Source organism: Streptomyces sp. NBC_00984 (assembly GCF_045162475.1).
GTDB lineage: Bacteria > Actinomycetota > Actinomycetes > Streptomycetales > Streptomycetaceae > Streptomyces.
In genome coordinates this window covers 6748108-6768851 of sequence record NZ_CP108734.1, presented here as the reverse complement: position 1 = coordinate 6768851, position 20744 = coordinate 6748108, and the positions used below count along the sequence as shown (strand labels likewise).

The following is a 20744-nucleotide window of genomic DNA, read 5'->3' as shown; positions in this document are numbered from 1 at the left end:
GAGCATTGTTTTCTATAGTTTTGGCGGTGACATGATGAAGCGGGCGTTGACCTGGGCGTAGACGGTCTGGCGTTGTGGTTCGAGGTCGAGGGCGGGGGCGGGTTCGGGTGCTGCTCCGCCGAAGGCGGCGCGGCCTCGCATGGTGCCGGGGGCGGGGAGGGCGGGCGGGGCGGTGTTCTCGGCGCCGAGGTCGGCGAGTTCGACGAGGGCGGTGAGCTGGGCGCCGAGGGCGTCGGCGTATTCGCGGGCGCGTTGGACGGCTTCGTGGACGGCTTGGCGGCGGGCGGTTGCGTGGGCGGGTGAGTCGGGGCGCAGGTCCCACCAGGGGCCGTTGACCCGGGTCATGTCGAGGTCGGCGATGCGGGTGGTGAATTCGCCCAGCGCGGTGAAGTCGTTGAGGACGGCGGTGACGTGGACGCGGCCGTGGTAGGCGTGGATTTGTTCGTTGCGGCCTTTCTGGGTCAGTTCGGGCGTGATGGAGATTGCGCCGGTTTCGAGTTCTTCCATGGCTTGTCCGTAGGAGCGTGCGAGTTCGAGTACGTGGTTGTTGCGGCGGGTGAGGTCTTCGAGGGCGTTACGGCGGTCCTTGCCGCGGGCGGTGACGGTGATGGTGATGCGGGCGGTCTCGGGGTCGACTTCGAGGCGGGCTTCGCCGCGGACTGCGACGCGGGGGTGTTCGGGGGTGCCGTAGGGCGGTGGGGTGTGGGTCATGGGTTCACTGTCGCATCCGGGGCCGACAGCGGGTGGTCATCAGATCGAAACCCGCAGGGGGTGTTGCCGGGCGCGGCTCCTGGGTCATTATCTACGCGCGTTGTGTGCGGCGGGCCCTGTTGTGCGGGTGCTGTGTCGTACGAGAACCGAGCTGCGTGAGAACTGAGATGTGGGAGACGAAATGCCGCTGAACCGTAGGACGTTCCTGGGCACATCGGCGGCCGCCGGTGCGGGTGTGGCGATCGCGGGGGGTTCCGCGGCGCCTGCCGCGGCCCATGGTCATGGGCATGGCCACGGGCGTCCGCCGAAGCGGTACTCGTTCACCGTGATGGGGACGACGGACCTGCATGGGAATGTCTTCAACTGGGACTACTTCACCGACAAGGAGTTCGACGACAAGGCGCACAACGATGTCGGTCTGGCGAAGATCTCGACTCTGGTGGACCAGGTGCGCCGGGAGAAGGGTCGTCGTAACACGTTGATGATCGATGCGGGTGACACGATCCAGGGCACTCAGTTGTCGTACTACTACGCGAAGATCGATCCGATCACGGCGAAGCGTGGTCCGGTGCATCCGATGGCGCAGGCGATGAATGCGATCGGGTACGACGCGGCGGCGCTGGGCAACCATGAGTTCAATTACGGTATTCCGGTGCTGCGGAAGTTCGAGGAGCAGTGCGACTTCCCGCTGCTGGGTGCGAATGCGTTGGACGCGAAGACGTTGCGGCCGGCGTTCGCTCCGTATGTCATCAAGCGGTTGCGTACTCCGCATGGCCGGGATGTGAAGGTGGCGATTCTGGGGCTGACCAATCCGGGTATTGCGATCTGGGACAAGGCGAATGTCGGTGGGAAGATGGTGTTCCCGGGGCTGGAGGAGCAGGCGGCGAAGTTTGTGCCGCGGCTTCGTTCGATGGGTGCGGATGTGGTGATCGTTTCGGCGCATTCGGGGAACAGTGGTACGTCGTCGTACGGTGATCAGATCCCGTATGTGGAGAATGCGGCGGGTCTGGTGGCCGAGCAGGTGCCGGGTATCGATGCGATTCTGGTCGGGCATGCGCATCTGGAGATCCCCGAGTATTTCGTGGAGAACAAGCAGACCGGTAAGAAGGTGGTGCTCTCGGAGCCGTTGAAGTGGGGGCAGCGGCTGACGCTGTTCGACTTCGATCTGGTGTGGGAGAAGGGTCGCTGGGTGGTGGAGAAGGCGGGTTCGCAGGTGCTGAACTCGAACACCGTGGCAGAGGACCCGAAGATCACGAGGATGTTGGCGGACGAGCACAAGAAGGTTGTGGCGTACGTCAATCAGGTGATCGGTACGTCGACGGCGGCGATGACGACGGCGGAGGCGGCGTGGAAGGACGAGCCGATCATCGATCTGATCAATGTCGTTCAGGCGGAGACGGTGAAGGCGGCTCTGGCGGGTGGTGCGTATGCGGCGCTTCCGGTGCTTTCGCAGGCGTCGTGCTTCTCGCGTACGGCGCAGATTCCGGCCGGTGATGTGACGATCAAGGATGCGGCGGGTCTGTATCCGTTCGAGAACACGCTTGAGGCGCGTTTGCTGACGGGTGCGCAGCTGAAGGATTATCTGGAGTTCTCGGCGCGGTATTACGTGCAGACGGCGGCGGGTGCGCCGGTGGACACGGCGAAGTTGACGAATGCGGACAACACTCCGGATTACAACTATGACGCGGTGTCGGGTCTGACGTATGAGATCGATATCGCGAAGCCGAATGGTTCGCGGATCGTGAATCTTGCGTTCGAGGGGAAGCCGATCGATCCGGCGGCGCAGTTCGTGTTGGCGGTGAATAATTATCGGGCCAGTGGTGGGGGGAATTTCCCGCATGTGGCGGGTGCCAAGCAGTTGTGGGCGAATTCGGAGGAGATCCGTAACACGATCATCGCTTGGGTGCAGGCGAAGGGTTCGGTGGACGGTTCGCAGTTCGCGTCGGTGGATTGGCGTCTGACGCGTGAGGGCACGCCGGTGTTCTAGGCGGTGTTGTGGTGGGCGGCCGTTCTCTCTCGTGGAGGGGCGGCCGCCTTTTCTGTGTGTGGTGGTGGTCAGTTGTTCTGGGCGAGGGGGATGAGGTCGGGGCCTTGGGTGGGGACGCGGGGGTTGTGGGGGGTGAGGCCGAAGGTGGTGAAGGCGGTGCGTTCGGGGAGGGGGTAGGGGTTGGTGCCGGTGAGGTCGTTGAGGATGGTGGCGCTGCGCCAGGCGGCGAGTCCGAGGTCGGGGGCGCCGACGCCGTGGGTGTGGCGTTCGGCGTTCTGTACGTAGACGTTGCCGGTGACGGTGGGGTCGAGGACGAGGCGGAATCGGTCGTCGATGCGGGGGCGTTCGGAGGCGTCGCGGCGCAGGTAGGGGTCGAGGCCGGTGAGGATGCGGTCGAGGGAGCGTTCGCGGTAGCCGGTGGCGAGGATGACGGCGTCGGTGGTGAGTCGGGTGCGGGTGTTCTGCTGGGTGTGTTCGAGGTGGAGTTCGATGCGGGTGTTGGCGATGCGTCCTGCGGTGCGTACGGAGACGCCGGGGGTGAGGGTGGTGTCGGGCCAGCCGCCGTGGAGGGTGCGGCGGTAGAGCTCGTCGTGGATGGCGGCGATGGTGTCGGCGTCGATGCCTTTGTGGAGTTGCCATTGGTGGGGGACGAGTTCGTCGCGTACGGATTCGGGGAGGGCGTGGAAGTAGCGGCTGTAGTCGGGGGTGAAGTGTTCGAGGCCGAGTTTTGAGTACTCCATGGGTGCGAAGGCCTGGGTGCGGGCGAGCCAGTGGAGGTTTTCGTGGCCTGTGGGGCGGGCGCGCAGGAGGTCGAGGAAGATTTCGGCGCCGGATTGTCCGGAGCCGATGACGGTGATGTGGGGTGCGTCGAGGAGTTCTTGTCGGTGGTGGAGGTAGTCGGCGGAGTGGATGACGGGGACGTTCTCGGCTTCGATGAGGGGTTTGAGGGGTTCGGGGATGTAGGGCTCGGTGCCGATGCCGAGGGCGATGTGGCGGGTGTGGGCGCGGCCGAGTGCTTCGGCTTCGCCTTCGTTGTCGAGTTGGGTGAAGTCGATTTCGAAGAGACCGCGTTGGTTGTTCCAGCGGACGGCGTCGACCTGGTGGCTGAAGTGGAGGCCGGGGAGCTGGTCGGTGACCCAGCGGCAGTAGGCGTCGTATTCGGCGCGTTGGATGTGGAAGCGTTCGGCGAAGTAGAAGGGGAAGAGCCGGTCGCGGCTGCGTAGGTAGTTGAGGAAGGTCCAGGGGCTGGCGGGGTCGGCGAGGGTGACGAGGTCGGCGAGGAAGGGGACTTGGAGGCTGGCTCCGTCGATGAGGAGGCCGGGGTGCCAGTGGAAGGCGGGGCGTTGTTCGTAGAAGGTGGCGGTGAGGGGGCGGGGGTTGGCGGGGATGCCGTGGGCGAGGGCGGCGAGGGAGAGGTTGAAGGGGCCGATGCCGATGCCGATGAGGTCGTGTGGCTGGTCGGTGTCGGGGGTGGGCAGGTCGGTCATCGGGGGGTGTTGCCTTCCGCGAGGTCGTTGGTGAGTCGGTTGACGAGGTCGAGGAGTGTGCGGAGGTGGTCGGGGGTGGTGTGGGGGTTGAGGAGGGTGGCTTTGAGCCAGAGGCGGTCGCTGGTGTGGGCGCGGCCGAGTACGGCTTGGCCTCGGGTGAGGAGGGTGCGGCGGATGGTGGCGACGGTCTTGTCGTCGGCGCCGGTGGGGCGGAAGAGGACGGTGCTGATGGTGGGGCGGTCGTAGAGGTCGAGGGTGGGGGTTTCGGCGATGAGGTCGGCGAGGTGGTGGGCGGTGGTGAGGGTGCGGTCGATGAGGTCGGCGAGTCCGGTGCGGCCGAGTGCCTGGAGGGTGACGGCGATCTTGAGGGCGTCGGGGCGTCGGGTGGTGCGCAGGGAGCGGCCGAGGAGGTCGGGGAGGCCGGCTTCGGTGTCGTCGTCGGCGTTGAGGTAGGGGGCTTGGTGGTGGAGTGGGTCGAGGTGGTTGCGGTGGGGGACGGCGAGGATGCTTGCGGGTGCGGGTTGCCAGCCGAGTTTGTGCAGGTCGAGGGTGACGCTGTGGGCGCGGTCGAGGCCGTGGACCTTGGCTCGGTGGGTGGGGCTGAAGAGGAGGGGTCCGCCGTAGGCGGCGTCGATGTGGAGTTCGGCGCCGTGGGTGGTGCAGAGGTCGGCGATGTCGGCGAGTGGGTCGATCTGGCCGGTGTCGGTGGTGCCGGCGGTGGCGGTGACGAGGAGGGGGCGCTGGTGTCGGGTGAGGGCTTCGTCGAGTGCGGTGAGGTCCATGACGCCGGTGGGGGCGGGGATGACGATGGGTGCGGGGAGGCCGAGGAGCCAGGCGGCGCGGGTGATGCTGTGGTGGGCGTTGGCGGCGCAGATGGTCTGTACGGGGCCGTTGCGTTCGCGGGCGAGGAGGAGGGCGAGTTGGTTGGCTTCGGTGCCGCCGGTGGTGATGAGTGCGTCGGGGGTGGGTCGGTGGGGGTAGATCTCGGCGGCGAGGGCGGCGGTGGTGTCGGCTTCGAGGGCGGAGGCGGCGGGGGCCTGGTCCCAGGAGTCCATGGAGGGGTTGAGGGCGGAGGCGGCGAGGTCCGCGGCGGTGGCGAGGGCGAGGGGTGGGGTGTGGAGGTGGGCTGTGCAGAGGGGGTCCGCGGGGTCTGCGGCGCCTTCGGTGAGGGCGGTGACGAGGGTGCGCAGGGCGTGGTGGGGGCCGGTGCCGTGGTCGGGGATGACGGGGTGGGTGGCGGTGCGTGTCCGTGGGGTGACGGCGTCGGGGCCGCCTGCGGGGAGGGGGCCGTCGCGTCGGTGGGCTCCGTCGTGGAGTGCGGTGAGGACGGTGTCGATGAGGGGGCGCAGGGCGGTGGGGCCGGTGGTGGTTCCGGCGAGGGGTGGGGGTGGGGTGGGCATGGTGTGGGGCCCTTCGGGTGCGCGTGGTGGGGGTGGGGTGGGCATGGTGTGGGGCCCTTCGGGTGCGCGTGGCGGGGCATGGGTGGACATGCCAGCTTGTCCGGGTTTCCGGGGGCGCGACCGTGGAGCGGGGCGATGTGAACTCGAAAGGGGGATGGGTGGTGGGGTGGGGGGCGTTGTTGGGGGTTCCGGTGGTATAGGCGTGGCGTCGGATATGGCTGTGCCCGGCGTCCCCCTGTGTGGTGGGGGTGGCGCCGGGCACGGGTGGTGCGGGTGCGGGGTGTGGGTCAGTGGGTGTTGCGTACGGTGAGGGTGCGGCGCAGGTCGTCGATCTGGTCGGTGAGTTTGCGGTGCAGGGCGGGGGTGAGGGCCGTGTCGTTCAGGGCTTGTTCGCCGAGGTGGAGGTTGTCGGTGTCGACGGCGTACGCGGGGAAGGCGTGGCTTCCTGCGGCGGCCGCGATGGCGGGGCCTCGGCGGGCGGCGAGCGCGGTGGCCTCGGGGTAGTAGCGGGGTACGTAGTCGCGTACGAGGTCGGCTTGTTCGGGTTGCCAGAAGCCTTGGGCGGTGGCGGTGAAGAGGTAGTTGGACAGGCTGTCGTCGTTGAACAGGGTGTTCCAGGCGGTGGCCTTGGCCTCGGGGGTGGGGAGGGCGGCGCGGCAGCGGGCGGCGCCTTCCTGTCCGGTGGCGCTGGGGTCCTGTTCGAGTTCGGCGGTGATGGTGGCTTCGTCGATGGCGCCGAGGACGGCGAGGCGGGTGAGGATGCGCCAGCGCAGTTCGGGGTCGAGTTCGGGTCCGCCGGGGACGGTGCCGTTGCTGAGCCAGTCCTGGATGGTGTCGGGCTGGGTGGCGGCGTCGATGAGGTGGCGTACGGCGATGAGGCGGAGGCCGGGGTTGTGGCCGTCCTCGGTGCGGCGGATGAGGTCGCGGCAGAGGGCGGTGAGGGTGGCGAGGGCGGCGGGGCGGTTCTCGGGGGTGAGGTAGCGGCGGGTGATGTGGGTGTCGGCGAAGGCGAGTACGCCCTGGGCGAGGGCGAGGTCGGTTTCGTGCGGGAGGTGGGTGCGGGCCGCTTCGAGGTAGGTGGCGGGGGCGAGTTCGCCGTCGCGGACCATGTCGCGGGCGGTGTTCCAGACGACGGCGCGGGTCAGGGCGTCGGGGATGCCGGAGAGGCCGGTGACGGCGGTTTCCCAGGACCGGGCGTCGAGGCGGATCTTGGCGTAGCCGAGGTCGCCGTCGTTGAGGACGAGGAGTGCGGGGCGGTGGCCGGGGCGTGCTTGGGGTGTGCCGTCCAGGGGGACGTCGATCTCGAACCGGTCGCGCAGGACGAGCCGGTCGGTGCCGGTGCGGGTGTCCGGGGTGTGGTCGTAGGCGCCGACGGCGATGCGGTGGGGGCGGCTGCCGTCGTGGTCGACGTGGAGGGTCCAGGTGCCGTCGGATTCCTCGATGTGGGAGGTGAGGGTGTCGACTCCGGTGGTGCGCAGCCAGGCGTCGGCCCAGGCGTGGACGTCGCGGTCGGTGGCCGATGCGAGGTTGTCGATGAAGTCGGCGAGGGTGGCGTTGGCGAATTTGTGGCGGGCGAAGTGGGTGTTGATGCCGGCCAGGAAGTCCTTCTCGCCGAGCCAGGCAACGAGTTGGCGTACGGCGGATGCGCCCTTGGCGTAGGAGATGCCGTCGAAGTTGAGCAGCGCGGACGCGGTGTCGGGGACGGCGGCCGGGTCGGGGGCGACGGGGTGGGTGGAGGGGCGTTGGTCGGCGTCGTAGCCCCAGCCCTTGCGGGCGACGCCGAAGTCGACCCAGGTGTCGGTGAAGCGGGTGGCTTCGGCGAGGGTCTGGTAGCCCATGTACTCGGCGAAGGACTCGTTGAGCCAGATGTCGTCCCACCAGGCGAGGGTGACGAGGTCGCCGAACCACATGTGGGCCATTTCGTGGGCGATGACCATGCCGCGGGTCTGGCGTTCGGTGTCGGTGACGGCGGAGCGGTAGACGAATTCGTCGCGGAAGGTGACGAGGCCGGGGTTCTCCATGGCGCCGACGTTGAACTCGGGGACGAAGGCCTGGTCGTAGGAGTCGAAGGGGTAGGGCTCGTCGAATTTCTCGTGGAAGCGGTCGAAGCAGGCCCGGGTGATGTCGAGGATCTCGTCGGCGTCCGTGTCGAGGTGGGGGGCCAGTGAGCGGCGGCAGTGGATGCCGAAGGGCAGTCCGGCGTGTTCGGTGGTCACGGAGTGCCAGGGGCCGGCGGCGACGGCGACGAGGTAGGTGGAGATCAGCGGGGTGGCGGCCAGGGTCCAGTGGCCGTCGCCGCGGTGTTCGGCGATGCCGTTGCCGAGGACGGTCCAGCCTTCGGGGGCGGTGACGGTGAGTTCGAAGACGGACTTGAGGTCGGGCTGGTCGAAGGCGGCGAAGACGCGCTGGACGTCCTCCATGGAGAGCTGGGTGTAGACGTATGTCTCGCCGTCGGTCGGGTCGGTGAAGCGGTGCATGCCTTCGCCGGTGCGGGAGTAGCTCATGGCCGCGTCGATGCGCAGTTCGTGGGTGCCGGGGGTGAGTGCGGTGAGCGGGAAGCGGTTCTCGGCGAGGTCGGCGGGGTCGAGGGGGTGTCCGTCGAGGCTGATCGAGCGCAGGGTGGCCGGCTTGAGCTCGACGAAGGTGTCTCCGGCCGCGGCTGCGGTGAAGTGGATGACGGTGCGGGAGTCGAAGGTCTCCTCCCCCGCGGTCAGGTCGAGGTCGATCGTGTACCGGTGTACGTCGAGGAACCGGGCTCGGGTCTGCGCTTCGTCGCGCGTCAGTACGGACATGCGTCCATGCTGCCGTACGCGGTGGCCGGGCCGCAGGCGGGTTCTCCTACGACCGGGCGGCGGCGGGGCGTTCTCTCCGTGGGGGTTGTGCGCGGGGGCTCTTCGCACGGCGCTCACTCCTGGTCGCCGCGGAAGCTCCGGTACTCGTCGTTCATGAGGTCCCAGAAGGACCGGTACCGGACCGCTCCGGGCAGTCGGCGGACGACCGGCATGGCTGGACAGTACGCGGGGCCGCCGGCAACCCGGCCGGCCCGTGCAACCGTACGTGCGGTTGTCGCGTCCCGCGTTGCGACGGGTGGTGCGGGCCGGTGACGGGTGGGGGTGTCGGAGCGGTGACGGGTCTGCGGGGCTCGGGCGGTGAGCGGCGGTGGGTCGTGGGGGTCGCGCCGTGGGGTGTGGTCGGGGGTGCGGTCGCCTGGTGTCTTGTGGGGAGTTGGCGGGCCGCGCACCTGGAGAACTATCCCTGGAACGTCTGGACTCCGGTCGGTTACGGAGCGGTCAAGGGGGTGTTCCTGGGGCTGCTGGCGGGTTGGTGTGCCGTGGTGGTGGTTCGGGTCGCCCCGGTGGCCTGGTGGAGGGAGGGCGGTGGGGCGGCGGCGCGGTTGTCGGGGCTCGTCTTCGCGGGAGGGCTGCTGGGTGGCCTGGTGCCGGGGACCGTGCGGGATTTCATGGGTGAGCCGCAGCCGCGGACCCTGTACTACTTCGACGGGCCGAGGCCGGAATCGGAGTGGTACTGGCGGCCGTTGCTGTCCGAGTGGCTGACCTGCACGGTGCTGCCGGCGCTCGGTTGTGCGGTGCTGCTGGCCGCGGGTGCTCTGGTGTCCGTCCGGTCCTCGCGCCGTGAGCGGTTCGGCTGGGTGGTGCCGGCCCTGGTGGGGGTGGGCCTTCTGGTCCTCCCCCACTATGCGGCGGCCGGGCTGCCCGAGCCCCGGGGCAACGGCGATCATGTCGACGAGTCGGCGGCGGCCGGGCTCGTCGTACTGGCCACGGGGCTCGGGCTGCTGGTGAGTGCCTGGGTGGTGTGGTCGTGGCGCAGGCCGCGCCGGTCGGGGGAGCTCCGGTCTCCGGCGCTCACGCCTCCGCGTTCGTAGCCGATTCCTCCGCGATCCGTTCGTGGTGGCGGATGACCTCCGCCACGATGAAGTTCAGCAGCTTCTCGGCGAAGGCCGGATCCAGGTGCGCGCTCTCCGCGAGCTGTCTCAGGCGGGCGATCTGCCTGCTCTCGCGGGCCGGGTCGGCCGGGGGGAGGTGATGGGCGGCCTTGAGGTGGCCGACCTGCTGGGTGCACTTGAAGCGCTCGGCGAGCATGTGGACAACAGCGGCGTCAATGTTGTCGATGCTCTCGCGCAGCCGGTTCAGTTCCGCGTTCACGGACTCGTCGATGTCCCTCGTCGTCATGGTCAGCGAGCTTAGGGGTCGGACGGCCCTCAGGGCCTGTCCGGCCCCGGTCCGCCGGTCGGTCCCTGGACGGCCGGGCCCAGCGGGGTGATCGTCGGTGGGTGTTCCGGGTCGGGGACCTGGTCGCTCCAGCCGCCCGGTACGTTGCGGCCCTGCTGTTCGCGGAAGCGGACCGGGGCGGTGCCGACCCGGCGGGCGAAGAGGCGGGAGAAGTACGCCGGGTCGTCGTAGCCGACGCGTCGGGCGACGGCGGCGACCGGCAGGTCCGTGGCGGCGAGGAGTTCCTTGGCGCGGCCGAGCCGGATGCCGAGGAGGTAGTCCTTGGGGCTGCACCCGGCGCCCCGCCGCACCGCCGTGCGCAGTTCGGCGGGTGTCATGCCGTGCCGGGCGGCGTGCTCGGCGACGGACAGGGGCTGGAAGGCGTCCCGGGCGAGGGCCTGCAGGACGGGGTCGCCGTCGGGGCTGACATCGGCACGGGCCCGGCGCAGGGCGACGAGGAGTTCATGGACGGCGGCGCCGGTCTCGACCTCCAGCAGCGGGTTGCCGCGCCGTGCCGCGCGCACCATGCGCCCGATCGCGGCGCGTGGGCCCGCCGTGTCGGCGAGCGGGACGAGCGGGCGGTCGGGCTCGATGTAGCCGAGTTCGGTGTAGGTGGTGGTGGCGGGGCCGGTGAAGTCGACGAAGCTCTCGTCCCAGCCGGTGCCGGGGTCGGCTCCGTAGTGGTGCGGGGTACCGGGGGTGAGCCAGATCAGGCTGGGCGCGACGACGGGGACCCGGCGGCCGTCGGGGCCGGTGAACCAGCCGCTGCCGGAGCTGATGACGACGGCCACGTGGTGGTCCAGGGTGCGCGGGCCGACCGTCGGCAGTGCGCCGTGCTGGAGTCCCACGCCCAGGCAGACGAGGCCCAGCCGGTGGTGGAGCGGGCTGGGGGTGAAGAAACGCATCCAGGTGTGGTACATCGGGCTTCCTTCCTCCCCTTTCTTGCGTGGGTCCGGACCCTCCTTGCGTGGGTCCGGACAGTTCAACCGAACAATTGTGTCCAAACAGCAGTGATCTTTGTCCATGGACCGGCAGGACGCCAGGGGGCGAAGGTGGGACGCAACATTCCCCCCGGGTTCGCCCGCTCCGTGGTGCGTGCCGTCGTACGGGCCCGGGGCCGTGCGGCTCCGGGGGACCGCACGCACAGGAGAGTACGAGCACGATGGCTGACTTCACCGTGGGGGACGACCACTTCCGGCTCGACGGGAAGCCCGTACGGCTGCTGTCCGGGGCCCTGCACTACTTCCGGGTGCACGAGGCCCAGTGGGATCACCGGCTGTCGATGCTGCGCGCCATGGGGCTGAACTGTGTCGAGACGTATGTGCCGTGGAATCTGCATGAGCCGCGGCCCGGCCGGTTCCGGGACGTGGCGGCGCTCGGCCGGTTCCTGGACGCGGCGCAGCGGGCCGGGCTGTGGGCGATCGTCCGCCCGGGACCGTACATCTGTGCCGAGTGGGAGAACGGTGGTCTGCCGGCCTGGGTGACGGGGCGGTTCGGCCGGCGGGTGCGGTCCCGTGACGCGGAGTACCTGGGTGCCGTGGAGCGGTGGTTCACGGCGTTGCTGCCGCAGGTGGTGCAGCGGCAGATCGGGCGCGGCGGGCCGGTGATCATGGTCCAGGCGGAGAACGAGTACGGGAGTTTCGGCTCCGATCAGGTCTACCTCCAGCGGGTGGCCGGGATGTTGCGTGAGCGCGGGGTGACCGTGCCGCTGTTCACCTCCGACGGGCCGGAGGACCACATGCTCACGGGCGGTTCCGTGCCGGGGCTGCTGGCCACGGCGAACTTCGGGTCGGGTGCGCGGGAGGCGTTCGAGGTGCTGCGCCGCCATCAGCCGAAGGGGCCGCTGATGTGCATGGAGTTCTGGTGCGGGTGGTTCGAGCACTGGGGTGCCGAGCCGATCGTGCGGAAGCCGGAGCAGGCCACCGAGGCGCTGCGGGAGGTCCTGGAGTGCGGGGCGTCGGTGAACATCTACATGGCGCACGGGGGGACGAATTTCGCCGGGTGGGCGGGGGCGAACCGGTCCGGTCCGATCCAGGACCAGGACTTCCTGCCGACGGTGACCTCGTACGACTACGACGCTCCGATCGACGAGTACGGCCGTCCCACGGAGAAGTTCCGGCTGTTCCGCGAGGTGCTCGCCGAGTACGCGGACGGGCCGCTTCCGGAGCTGCCGCCCGAGCCTGCCGGGCTTGCGGTTCCGGTGCGGGCCGAGCTGACGGAGTGGGCGCCGCTGAATGCCGTGCTGGAGGCGCTGGGTGACGAGGAGGCGGCGCCGTCCGGTGTTCCGCCGACCTTCGAGGAGCTGGGTGTCGACCGGGGTCTGGTGCGCTACCGGGTGGGGGTGCCCGGTCCGCGCCGGCCGTACGAGCTGAGTGTGACGGGGCTCCGGGACCGGGCCGTGGTGTATGTGAACGGGGTCCGGGAGGGTGTGCTGACCGAGGAGGACAGCGCCCTGGACGAGCCGGTGGCCGGGCCCGCGGAGGTCGAGCTGTGGGTGGAGTCGCTGGGCCGGGTCAATTACGGGCCGCGGCTCGGTGAGCCCAAGGGGATCACGGGCGGGGTGCGGCACGAGCGGCAGTACCTGCACGGGGTGCGGGCGCGGGCGCTGCGTCTCGATGCGTTCGAGGAGGCGGACGCGGTGGCGAAGGTGGCGTTCGGCAGTGCCGGGGAGGCCGGGCCCACCGGTCTGTTCCGGGGGACGTTCGAGGTCGCCGGGGTGGGCGGTACCGGGCACGCGGGGCTCGAACTTCCGGGCTGGACGCGTGGGTTCGTGTGGGTGAACGGCTTCTGCCTGGGACGGTACTGGTCGGTGGGTGCGCAGCGGACGCTGTACGTGCCGGGGCCGGTGCTGCGGGAGGGTGTCAACGAGGTGTGGGTGCTGGAGCTGGAGGGTGCGGGCGCGCCGTACGCGGAGCTGGGTGCGGGGGTGCCCGTCCGGACGGGCACCCCCGGGGATGTTCAGGTGTGACTCAGGTACCGGCCGGGACGGCTGCCCCGGCCGGGGCCGGGGTCAGAGCGTGGCTGCCGCGGACGCGATGTTCGCGGCGAACGTCGAGACCTCGCTGTACACACCGGGGTAGCCGGGCTCGGCGCAGCCCTGGCCCCAGCTGACGATGCCGACCTGGATCCAGGCTCCGGCGTTGTCCTTGCGGAACATGGGGCCGCCGGAGTCGCCCTGGCAGGTGTCCACGCCGCCGGTGTCGATCAGCCCGGCGCAGATCTCGTCACCGGGGACGAGGTCGCTGCCGTACGCGGCCTGGCAGTCGGCGTCGGAGACGAACGGTACGGAGGCCTTGAGCAGGTAGCGCTGCTGGGCGCCGCCCTCGCTGGCCGCGCCCCAGCCGGCGATGGTGAAGTCGCCGTTGTTGTACGTGGTGTTGGTGGCGATCTTCAGGGTCGGCAGGTCGATCGGCTTGGCGAGCTTGATGAGCGCCCAGTCCTTGCCCGCGCCGGTGTAGCCGGGAGCCTGGAGGACCTTGGTGGACTTGACCTTGATCGCGCTGGAGGACTGCAGGTCGACGACGCCCGCGGTGGCGGTGATGGAGGTGTTGTTGCCCGAGCCGTCCACGCAGTGCGCTGCGGTGAGGACGATGTCCTTGGCGTAGAGAGCGCCGCCGCAGCCCATCGACAGCCGGACCATGAACGGGAATTCACCCTGGGCGGCGCGGGTCCCGCCGACGACCGGCTGGGGGGCCGCGGACGCTCCGGCGGGCTGGAGGCTGACGGCCGCGAGGACGACGGCGGCTATGACGGAACATCTCTTCACGGCACGCAGAAGCTGCTTCAAGGGACTGCCTTCTTTCGTGGGGGGTGCTTGTGGGGGGTACGTGTGCGCTTGTGGGGAGTACCTGCGCCCGAGCCGGGTTCTGACCACGGACGGCACAGCACCGCACCGATGGTCATGCCCCCGACAAAGGCATGGTTCGGATTATCGGGAAATGATCACGACCCCCACAAGGATCACTTTCCGGCCAAGATCACCCACGGCGTTGCGGCTACAGTGAAAGCCGGTCGATCCTCGCGGACGGGGGTGGGACATGGCGGACGACAACCGGAACCACGGCCGGAGCACCAGCAGTCCGGTGGTCCACGGCTTCCCGCATCTCGAAACGGTCCGGTCCGCGATCACCGCGCTGTACCGGCGGCTCTCGTACGACGGTGTCCGCGGCTACGCCACGAGCCTCGCCCCGGTCGACGCCGCCTTCTCCGACCAGGACGATCTGCATCTCGGCGCCCAGCGGGTGGCGCGGGCGGTGGTCCAGCATCTGCATCTGCCGGACGCCCGCATGATCGTCGGCTTCCGGGCGATGGAACACGCCGCCGGTGTCGAACTGGCCGCGGGGCCCGAGTACTTCGTCGAACTCAACGACCGCTTCCGCACCCACCGCAGGGACATCGGCGCCGCGCTCTCGCACGAGGTCACCCACGTGCTGCTGCACCGCCTCGGCCTGGAGTTCCCCGGTACGCGCGACAACGAGATCCTCACCGACACCGTGACCACGTACCTGGGCGCGGGCTGGCTGCTGCTCGACGCCTTCCGCGAGGACCAGGTCTCCAGCCAGAAGCTCGGCTATCTCACCCCGGAGGAGTTCGGATACGTCCTCGCCAAGCGGGCGTCGGCCTTCGACGAGGACCCGTCCCCCTGGTTCACCAGCCCGCAGGCCTACGAGGCCTATACGAAGGGGCGCGCACAGGCCCTCCAGGACACCCGGCAGCCGCCGCTCGCGGCGGCGGGCTGGGCGGGCCGCCGCCGTTACGCGAAGGACCGGCGGCAGGCCCGGGACCATCCGGGCGCCCCCGCGGCCCCCGGTGTTCCGTACACCTTCGAGGGCGGCCCGGACGGACTGCGCGTCTCCTTCGCCTGCCCCACCTGCCACCAGCGCATCCGCGTTCCGGTACGCGGCCGGGTGCGGGCGCGCTGCGGGCTGTGCCGGACGGTCCTGGACTGCAGCACCTGAGAGGCTGTCGGGTGACCTCCAATCGGGCAGCCACGGTCTGGCACGCACGCTTCCCGATCGGAGGTCACCCGACAGCCTCTGAGCCGTGGAGCCGCGGCGGACCCGGGGTCCGGTCTCCACCGCCGCACTCCTCGTCCGGCGAGGGAGACGGGCACGTAACCTTCGGAGCGGATGGGGAACGGCCACGGGCGGATGGGGGAGGGCGAGATGACAGTCTCCGGAGTCGGCTGGTCGTGGCTGCTGGACGACGTCGTCCGCGTGATCTTCTCGTGGAACGAGGAACCCGCCCTGGCGGCGCGCCATCTCGACGGCGTGCTCCGAAGGGTGACTCCGCATGAACTGATACGGCTCGAATCGGGCTACCGGAGCCGGCACTACAGCCTCGGCGCACTCGGTCGCGGTGCGCTGGCCGGTGACCGGACGCCGGACGACGCGACGGCCGAGCGGCACGGCACTTCCGTGGCGGCCCTGATGTCGTTCGACCGGTCGGGATATCTGCGGGAGGCGGGCGTCGCACGCCTCGCCGGCACCACGGACCCCTTCGCGGTCCCCTTCCTCCTGCTGCGGCTGAACGATCCGGTCGAGGAGGTGCGGGTTCTCGCGCAGGGCGCGGTGGCCGCACGACTGGGTCCCGAACACGTGGAACTCCTCGTCCGGCTTCTCCCCCTCATCGACGGACTGCGTGGCCGCCGCAGGGCCGGCCGGGTACTGACCGCGGTGGAGGGCCTTCTCCACCGCGCCGGGACGGACGCGCTGTGGCAGGGTGCCCAATCGGACGACCCCCTGGTGCGCGGGAGTTGTCTGCGGTGGCTCGCCCGGACCGATCCGGTCGCGGCCGTCGGGACCGCGTTCACGACCCGGGACCCCGCCCTGTGGCAGTGGGCCGCCCGCACCGCCACGTCCTCACGGCTGACACCGGCCGAGCAGGACGCACTGCTCCCGTTCCTCGAAGGCAGCAGCAGCCCCCGTATACGCCTGCGGGCCTGCGGGCCAGGGCCCGAAGCCCGCAGGGCGAGGCGCATGTGCGGCGGGCCGTGCTCGACCCGGACGCCCGGATCCGCTACCACGCCCGCGCCACGCTGTACGCCCGCGGGCACACGGATCTCGCGCCGCAGGTGTATCGCGACGCCCTGGCACCGGCTTCCGTGCCGGACGCGACCGCCATCGGCGCGCTCGGTGGGCTGTCCGACCTGGGCAGCGCGTGCGACGTGCCCAGGATCCTGGACTTCACGGCCCACCCCAGGGTCCGCGTACGCGCCGAGGCCTGGCGGGCCCTGAGCATTCTGGACCCGCGGGAAGTGGGCCGTAGGATCGACCGGCTGGCCGCCGACCCCAGCAACAAGGTGCGGCGCCATCTCCCGGGCCCGCGCAAGGAGTGACACCGGCCGAGCCGACGCCCGCGGGGCGGCCCCCGCCACGGGGTCTCCCCACTCGGCACACCACCGGAGTCCGTCCGGCGGATCAGAACCGGACAGGCCCTACTCCGCCCCGTACACCGGCTGCGCCGACGCCGCCTCCGCCAGCAGCTTCCGTACCGCCTCCCCCGCCTCCGCCGGCGCCCACCGCGCGCCCCGGTCCGCGGTGGGGCCGGGCCGCCAGCCCTCCATGACCGTGATCCGCCCGGCCTCCACCTCGAAGACCCGCCCGGTCACCCCGTCGCTCGCGGCCGAGCCGAGCCACACCACCAGCGGGGAGACGTTCCCCGGGGCCATCGCGTCGAACCCGCCCTCCCCCGGCGCCGCCATCGCCTGCGCGAACGTCTGCTCGGTCATCCGGGTCCGGGCCGCCGGGGCGATCGCGTTGACCTGGACCCCGTACCGGCCCATCTCCGCGGCGGCGACCAGCGTCAGACCGACGATCCCGGCCTTCGCTGCGGAGTAGTTGCCCTGGCCGACACTGCCGAGCAGCCCCGCGCCGGAGCTGGTGTTGATCACCCGGGCGGCCGGTACGCGGCCCGCCTTCGCCTCGGACCGCCAGTGCGCGGCCGCGTGCCTCAACGGCAGGAAGTGGCCCTTGAGATGGACCCGCATCACGGCGTCCCAGTCGTCCTCGTCCAGATTCACCAGCATCCGGTCGCGCAGGAATCCCGCGTTGTTGACCAGGGTGTCCAGCCGTCCGAAGGTCTCCAGCGCGGCGGTGACCAGTGACGCGGCTCCCTCGGTCGTGGCGATGTCGCCCCCGTGGACGACCGCCTCGCCGCCCGCCGCCACGATCTCCTCCACCACCTGCCGGGCCGGGCCGGTGGAGCCGCCGTCACCGCCGGGGCCGACGCCCAGATCATTGACGACCACCTTCGCACCCTCGGCGGCGAAGGCGAGCGCATGGGCCCGGCCGAGCCCGCGCCCCGCTCCCGTCACGATCACCACGCGGCCGTCACACAGACCAGTCATCACTCGTCTCCCCACTTGTCTCCTTGTTGGCGATGCGGGGGCAGGCTGCTACCTTCCACACCTAACAAATGTTTGGTGGAAAGGTAGCTGATTCACTCATGGGTGTCTCCACCACAAGTCCCCGCAAGGGCATCCGACTCGTCACGGTCGACCATCCGCCCGTCAACGCGCTGCCCGTGCGGGGCTGGTACGACCTCGCCGACGCACTCCGCGCGGCGGGCCGCGACCCCGAGGTCCGCTGCGTCGTGCTGGCCGCCACCGGACGCGGATTCAACGCGGGCGTCGACATCAAGGAGATGCAGCGCGACACCGGGCACGCCACCCTGATCGGCGCCAATCGCGGCTGCTACGAGGCGTTCGCCGCCGTGTACGAGTGCGAGGTCCCGGTCGTCGCCGCGGTGAACGGCTTCTGCCTCGGCGGCGGCATCGGCCTCGTCGGCAACGCGGACGCGATCGTGGCGAGCGACGACGCGACGTTCGGCCTGCCCGAGCTGGACCGGGGCGCGCTCGGTGCGGCGACCCATCTGGCCCGGCTCGTGCCCCAGCATCTGATGCGCGCGCTCTACTACACCTCGCGCACCGCCACCGCCGCCGAACTGCACGCCCACGGCTCGGTCTGGAAGGTCGTACCGCGCGACGAACTCCTCGGTGCGGCACTGGAGCTGGCGGGCGAGATAGCTCTCAAGGACGGGTATCTGATCCGGCTGGCCAAGGCCGCCATCAACGGCATCGACCCGGTGGACGTACGCCGCAGCTACCGCTTCGAGCAGGGCTTCACCTTCGAGGCCAACCTCAGTGGCATCGCCGACCGCGTACGCGAAACGTTCGGCAAGGAGGCATGACCATGACCGACAAGACCATGACCGCCGACGACGTCGTCTCCCGGCTCAGCAGCGGGATGACGATCGGTATCGGCGGCTGGGGCTCGCGCCGCAAGCCCATGGCGCTGGTGCGGGCGCTGCTCCGCTCCCGGATCACCGATCTCACCGTGATCTCGTACGGCGGCCCCGACGTGGGGCTGCTCGCCGCCGCCGGAAGGATCCGGAAACTGGTCGCGGCCTTCGCCACGCTCGACTCGATCCCGCTCGAACCCCATTTCAGGGCCGCCCGCCAGCGCGGCGCGTTCGAACTGATGGAGATCGACGAGGCCATGTTCATGTGGGGACTGCACGCCGCCGCGAACCGGCTGCCGTTCCTCCCCGTGCGGGCCGGTATCGGTTCCGACGTGATGCGGGTCAACCCGGGCCTGCGCACGGTGACTTCGCCGTACGAGGACGGCGAGGAGTTCGTCGCGATGCCCGCGCTGCGGATGGACGCGGCGCTGGTCCACCTGAACCGCGCCGACCGGTTCGGCAACGGCCAGTACCTCGGCCCGGACCCGTACTTCGACGACCTGTTCTGCGAGGCCGCGGACACCGCGTACGTCTCCTGCGAACGCCTCGTGGACACCGCCGAGCTGACCGGGAACGCCGCCCCGCAGACCCTCCTCGTCAAGCGGCACTCCGTCACCGGCGTCGTCGAGACCCCGAACGGCGCGCACTTCACCTCCTGCGTGCCCGACCACCCGCGCGACGAGGCGTTCCAGCAGGCGTACGCGACCGCCGCCGCCGACCCCGCCGCCTGGGCGGCCTTCAGCGACCGCTTCCTGCCCGCCGAGGGCGACGAGAAGAGCTACCAGTCGGCCGTCCGGACCTGGCACGAGGAGCAGAAATGACCACGGAGAACGCGAACGCGCCCGTGAACGCGATCACGGCCACGACCGCGGCCACCCGGGCCGAGTACTGCGTGATCGCCTGTGCCGAGGCCTGGCGCGACAACGGTGAGGTGCTCGCCAGCCCGATGGGCCTCGTCCCGTCCGTCGGCGCCCGGCTCGCCCGGCGCACCTTCTCGCCCGATCTGCTGCTCACCGACGGCGAGGCGCTGCTCGTCGGCCCGGACGGCACGACGGAGGGCTGGCTGCCCTACCGTCATCACCTCACCATGGTCACCGGCGGCAGGCGTCACGTGATGATGGGGGCGAGCCAGATCGACCGGTTCGGCAACCAGAACATCTCCTGCATCGGTGACTGGGAACAGCCCGCCCGCCAACTGCTCGGCGTGCGCGGCGCCCCGGTCAACACCCTGAACAACCCGGTCAGTTACTGGGTGCCCAGGCACTCCACCCGGGTCTTCGTCGAGCGCGTCGACATGATCTGCGGGGTCGGCTACGACAGTGCCGCCGCGGCCGGTCCCTCGGCGACCCGCTACCACCGCATCCCGCGCGTCGTGACCGATCTCGGCGTCCTCGACTTCGCGACCCCGGACCGCTCGATGCGCCTGGCCTCGCTGCATCCCGGCGTCACCGTCGACCAGGTCCGCGAGGCCACCGGTTTCGCGCTCACCATCGCGGACGACGTCCCCTACACCCGGGAGCCGACCGCCGCGGAGCTGTCCCTGATCCGCGAGGTCATCGACCCGCAGGGCACCCGGAACCGCGAGGTCAGGGTCTGATGCGGACGGCGCTCACGGACCTCGTAGGCATCCGCCGCCCCATCGTCCAGACCGGCATGGGCTGGGTCGCGGGCCCCCGCCTGGTCTCCGCCACGGCCCGCGCCGGCGCCCTCGGCATCCTGGCCTCCGCGACGATGACCACGGAGCAGCTGCGGGCGGCGGTGCGGGAGGTCGGGTCCCGTACGGACGAGCCGTTCGGCGTCAATCTGCGCGCCGACGCGGGCGACGCGCGCGAGCGGGTACGGATCATCATCGACGAGGGCGTGAAGGTGGCGTCCTTCGCGCTGGCCCCCTCGAAGGAGCTCATCGCCGAGCTGAAGGACGCGGGGGTGATCGTGATCCCGTCGATCGGCGCCAGGCGTCATGCCGAGAAGGTCGCGGCATGGGGCGCGGACGCGGTGATCGTGCAGGGCGGCGAGGGCGGCGGGCACACCGGTGAGGTGGCGACGACCGTGCTGCTGCCCCAGGTCGTCGACGCGGTGGACATCCCGGTGATCGCGGCGGGCGGTTTCCGTGACGGCCGGGGCCTGGTCGCGGCGCTGGCGTACGGGGCGGCGGGCATCGCGATGGGTACGCGGTTCCTGCTGACGTCGGACTCGACCGTGCCGGACGCGGTGAAGGCCCGGTACCTGGCGGCGGGCGTCAAGGACATCACGGTCACCACGGCGGTGGACGGGCTCCCGCACCGGATGCTGCGTACGGAGATGGTCGCCGCGCTGGAGCACGCGGGCCGGGTCCGGGCGCTGGCCCAGGCGGTGCGCCGGGCGGCGGGCTTCCGGCGGATCTCCGGGATGAGCTGGTCCCGGATGGTGCGCGACGGTCTCGCGATGAGGCACGGCAAGGACCTGTCGTGGAGCCAGGTCCTGCTGGCGGCCAACACGCCGATGCTCCTGAAGGCGTCCATGGTCGACGGCCGGACGGATCTGGGGGTGATGGCATCGGGCCAGGTGGCGGGCCTGATCGAGGATCTGCCCAGCTGCGCGGAGCTGGTGGACCGGGTGATGGCCGAGGCCCACGAGGCGCTGGGCGCGGTGACCCGCGCGGAGCGGGCGGAGGGCGCGGACGCGTAGGCGGCGCCCGGATCTCTCCGGG

General features: G+C 70.6%; 17 protein-coding genes. 9 read left to right on the top strand and 8 right to left on the bottom strand.

Going from position 1 to position 20744, the window contains the following annotated elements:
• Window positions 1-12: 12 nt before the first annotated feature.
• Entirely contained in the window at window positions 13-711 is a 699-nt protein-coding gene (locus OG520_RS30230; protein WP_406015267.1) for an SIMPL domain-containing protein, read from the bottom strand.
• A 181-nt stretch (window positions 712-892) separates the two neighbouring features.
• Here OG520_RS30230 and OG520_RS30225 point away from each other — a divergent pair, with 181 nt between their 5' ends.
• The gene (locus tag OG520_RS30225) at window positions 893-2698 is read left to right on the top strand and encodes a bifunctional metallophosphatase/5'-nucleotidase (RefSeq protein WP_399325756.1); all 1806 of its coding nucleotides are present in this window, start codon (window positions 893-895) and stop codon (window positions 2696-2698) included.
• Between the two features lie 68 nt (window positions 2699-2766).
• On the opposite strand, the gene OG520_RS30220 is transcribed toward OG520_RS30225, so the two are convergent.
• The 3 genes from OG520_RS30220 to pepN form a co-directional block, all read right to left on the bottom strand.
• Window positions 2767-4185, bottom strand: a complete 1419-nt coding sequence (locus OG520_RS30220) for a lysine N(6)-hydroxylase/L-ornithine N(5)-oxygenase family protein (protein ID WP_406015266.1) — start codon at window positions 4183-4185, stop codon at window positions 2767-2769.
• Window positions 4182-5585: a pyridoxal phosphate-dependent decarboxylase family protein gene (locus tag OG520_RS30215; protein ID WP_399325759.1), complete on the bottom strand. Its 1404-nt coding sequence runs from the start codon at window positions 5583-5585 to the stop codon at window positions 4182-4184. The genes OG520_RS30220 and OG520_RS30215 overlap by 4 nt, the downstream gene beginning before the upstream one ends.
• A 287-nt stretch (window positions 5586-5872) precedes the next feature.
• Window positions 5873-8377, bottom strand: a complete 2505-nt coding sequence (pepN, locus tag OG520_RS30210) for an aminopeptidase N (RefSeq protein ID WP_406015265.1) — start codon at window positions 8375-8377, stop codon at window positions 5873-5875.
• A gap of 332 nt (window positions 8378-8709) precedes the next feature.
• Between pepN and OG520_RS30205 the strand changes: the two genes are divergently transcribed.
• Window positions 8710-9468, top strand: coding sequence for a hypothetical protein (locus tag OG520_RS30205; RefSeq protein ID WP_406015264.1), 759 nt, complete (start codon window positions 8710-8712; stop codon window positions 9466-9468).
• Here the strand turns inward: OG520_RS30205 and OG520_RS30200 are convergent.
• The gene (locus OG520_RS30200; protein WP_385326881.1) at window positions 9449-9775 is read right to left on the bottom strand and encodes a chorismate mutase; all 327 of its coding nucleotides are present in this window, start codon (window positions 9773-9775) and stop codon (window positions 9449-9451) included. The genes OG520_RS30205 and OG520_RS30200 overlap by 20 nt on opposite strands.
• Before the next feature lie 29 nt (window positions 9776-9804).
• Complete coding sequence (locus OG520_RS30195) at window positions 9805-10734, bottom strand: helix-turn-helix domain-containing protein (protein ID WP_406015263.1); 930 nt, start codon at window positions 10732-10734, stop codon at window positions 9805-9807.
• Window positions 10735-10976: 242 nt separating this feature from the next.
• Between OG520_RS30195 and OG520_RS30190 the strand changes: the two genes are divergently transcribed.
• Window positions 10977-12782 carry a glycoside hydrolase family 35 protein gene (locus OG520_RS30190; protein WP_406015262.1) on the top strand — a complete coding sequence of 602 codons (1806 nt, stop codon included), beginning with the start codon at window positions 10977-10979 and terminating at the stop codon, window positions 12780-12782.
• Between the two features lie 42 nt (window positions 12783-12824).
• On the opposite strand, the gene OG520_RS30185 is transcribed toward OG520_RS30190, so the two are convergent.
• Window positions 12825-13601, bottom strand: a complete 777-nt coding sequence (locus OG520_RS30185) for a trypsin-like serine protease (protein WP_266420652.1) — start codon at window positions 13599-13601, stop codon at window positions 12825-12827.
• Between the two features lie 250 nt (window positions 13602-13851).
• Here OG520_RS30185 and OG520_RS30180 point away from each other — a divergent pair, with 250 nt between their 5' ends.
• Window positions 13852-14772 (top strand): hypothetical protein, encoded by a 921-nt coding sequence (locus OG520_RS30180; protein WP_399325770.1) that lies wholly within the window; start codon window positions 13852-13854, stop codon window positions 14770-14772.
• Window positions 14773-14979: 207 nt separating this feature from the next.
• The gene (locus tag OG520_RS30175; RefSeq protein ID WP_406015261.1) at window positions 14980-16050 is read left to right on the top strand and encodes a HEAT repeat domain-containing protein; all 1071 of its coding nucleotides are present in this window, start codon (window positions 14980-14982) and stop codon (window positions 16048-16050) included.
• A gap of 200 nt (window positions 16051-16250) precedes the next feature.
• On the opposite strand, the gene OG520_RS30170 is transcribed toward OG520_RS30175, so the two are convergent.
• Entirely contained in the window at window positions 16251-17162 is a 912-nt protein-coding gene (locus OG520_RS30170) for an SDR family oxidoreductase (protein ID WP_406015260.1), read from the bottom strand.
• A 98-nt stretch (window positions 17163-17260) separates the two neighbouring features.
• On the opposite strand from OG520_RS30170, the gene OG520_RS30165 reads away from it, so the two are divergent.
• The 4 genes from OG520_RS30165 to OG520_RS30150 are packed head-to-tail and all read left to right on the top strand — an operon-like array spanning window position 17261 to window position 20722.
• Entirely contained in the window at window positions 17261-18004 is a 744-nt protein-coding gene (locus tag OG520_RS30165; protein WP_406015259.1) for an enoyl-CoA hydratase family protein, read from the top strand.
• 2 nt (window positions 18005-18006) lie between these two features.
• Window positions 18007-18876, top strand: coding sequence for a CoA transferase subunit A (locus OG520_RS30160; RefSeq protein ID WP_399325778.1), 870 nt, complete (start codon window positions 18007-18009; stop codon window positions 18874-18876).
• Entirely contained in the window at window positions 18873-19652 is a 780-nt protein-coding gene (locus tag OG520_RS30155; RefSeq protein ID WP_406015258.1) for a CoA-transferase subunit beta, read from the top strand. Before OG520_RS30160 ends, OG520_RS30155 begins: the two co-directional genes overlap by 4 nt.
• Window positions 19652-20722 (top strand): NAD(P)H-dependent flavin oxidoreductase, encoded by a 1071-nt coding sequence (locus OG520_RS30150; RefSeq protein WP_406015257.1) that lies wholly within the window; start codon window positions 19652-19654, stop codon window positions 20720-20722. Before OG520_RS30155 ends, OG520_RS30150 begins: the two co-directional genes overlap by 1 nt.
• Window positions 20723-20744 lie beyond the last annotated feature (22 nt).

What these genes read in the sequence shown, in the direction of transcription:
- OG520_RS30165 (WP_406015259.1), top strand. Translation starts at nt 17,261, where the DNA reads ATGGGTGTCTCCACCACAAGTCCCCGCAAGGGCATCCGACTCGTCACG.
- OG520_RS30195 (WP_406015263.1), bottom strand. Translation starts at nt 10,734, where the DNA reads ATGTACCACACCTGGATGCGTTTCTTCACCCCCAGCCCGCTCCACCAC.
- OG520_RS30175 (WP_406015261.1), top strand. Translation starts at nt 14,980, where the DNA reads ATGACAGTCTCCGGAGTCGGCTGGTCGTGGCTGCTGGACGACGTCGTC.
- OG520_RS30215 (WP_399325759.1), bottom strand. Translation starts at nt 5,585, where the DNA reads ATGCCCACCCCACCCCCACCCCTCGCCGGAACCACCACCGGCCCCACC.
- OG520_RS30180 (WP_399325770.1), top strand. Translation starts at nt 13,852, where the DNA reads ATGGCGGACGACAACCGGAACCACGGCCGGAGCACCAGCAGTCCGGTG.
- OG520_RS30225 (WP_399325756.1), top strand. Translation starts at nt 893, where the DNA reads ATGCCGCTGAACCGTAGGACGTTCCTGGGCACATCGGCGGCCGCCGGT.
- OG520_RS30170 (WP_406015260.1), bottom strand. Translation starts at nt 17,162, where the DNA reads ATGACTGGTCTGTGTGACGGCCGCGTGGTGATCGTGACGGGAGCGGGG.
- OG520_RS30160 (WP_399325778.1), top strand. Translation starts at nt 18,007, where the DNA reads ATGACCGACAAGACCATGACCGCCGACGACGTCGTCTCCCGGCTCAGC.
- OG520_RS30190 (WP_406015262.1), top strand. Translation starts at nt 10,977, where the DNA reads ATGGCTGACTTCACCGTGGGGGACGACCACTTCCGGCTCGACGGGAAG.
- OG520_RS30220 (WP_406015266.1), bottom strand. Translation starts at nt 4,185, where the DNA reads ATGACCGACCTGCCCACCCCCGACACCGACCAGCCACACGACCTCATC.
- OG520_RS30155 (WP_406015258.1), top strand. Translation starts at nt 18,873, where the DNA reads ATGACCACGGAGAACGCGAACGCGCCCGTGAACGCGATCACGGCCACG.
- OG520_RS30230 (WP_406015267.1), bottom strand. Translation starts at nt 711, where the DNA reads ATGACCCACACCCCACCGCCCTACGGCACCCCCGAACACCCCCGCGTC.
- OG520_RS30200 (WP_385326881.1), bottom strand. Translation starts at nt 9,775, where the DNA reads ATGACGACGAGGGACATCGACGAGTCCGTGAACGCGGAACTGAACCGG.
- OG520_RS30150 (WP_406015257.1), top strand. Translation starts at nt 19,652, where the DNA reads ATGCGGACGGCGCTCACGGACCTCGTAGGCATCCGCCGCCCCATCGTC.
- pepN (WP_406015265.1), bottom strand. Translation starts at nt 8,377, where the DNA reads ATGTCCGTACTGACGCGCGACGAAGCGCAGACCCGAGCCCGGTTCCTC.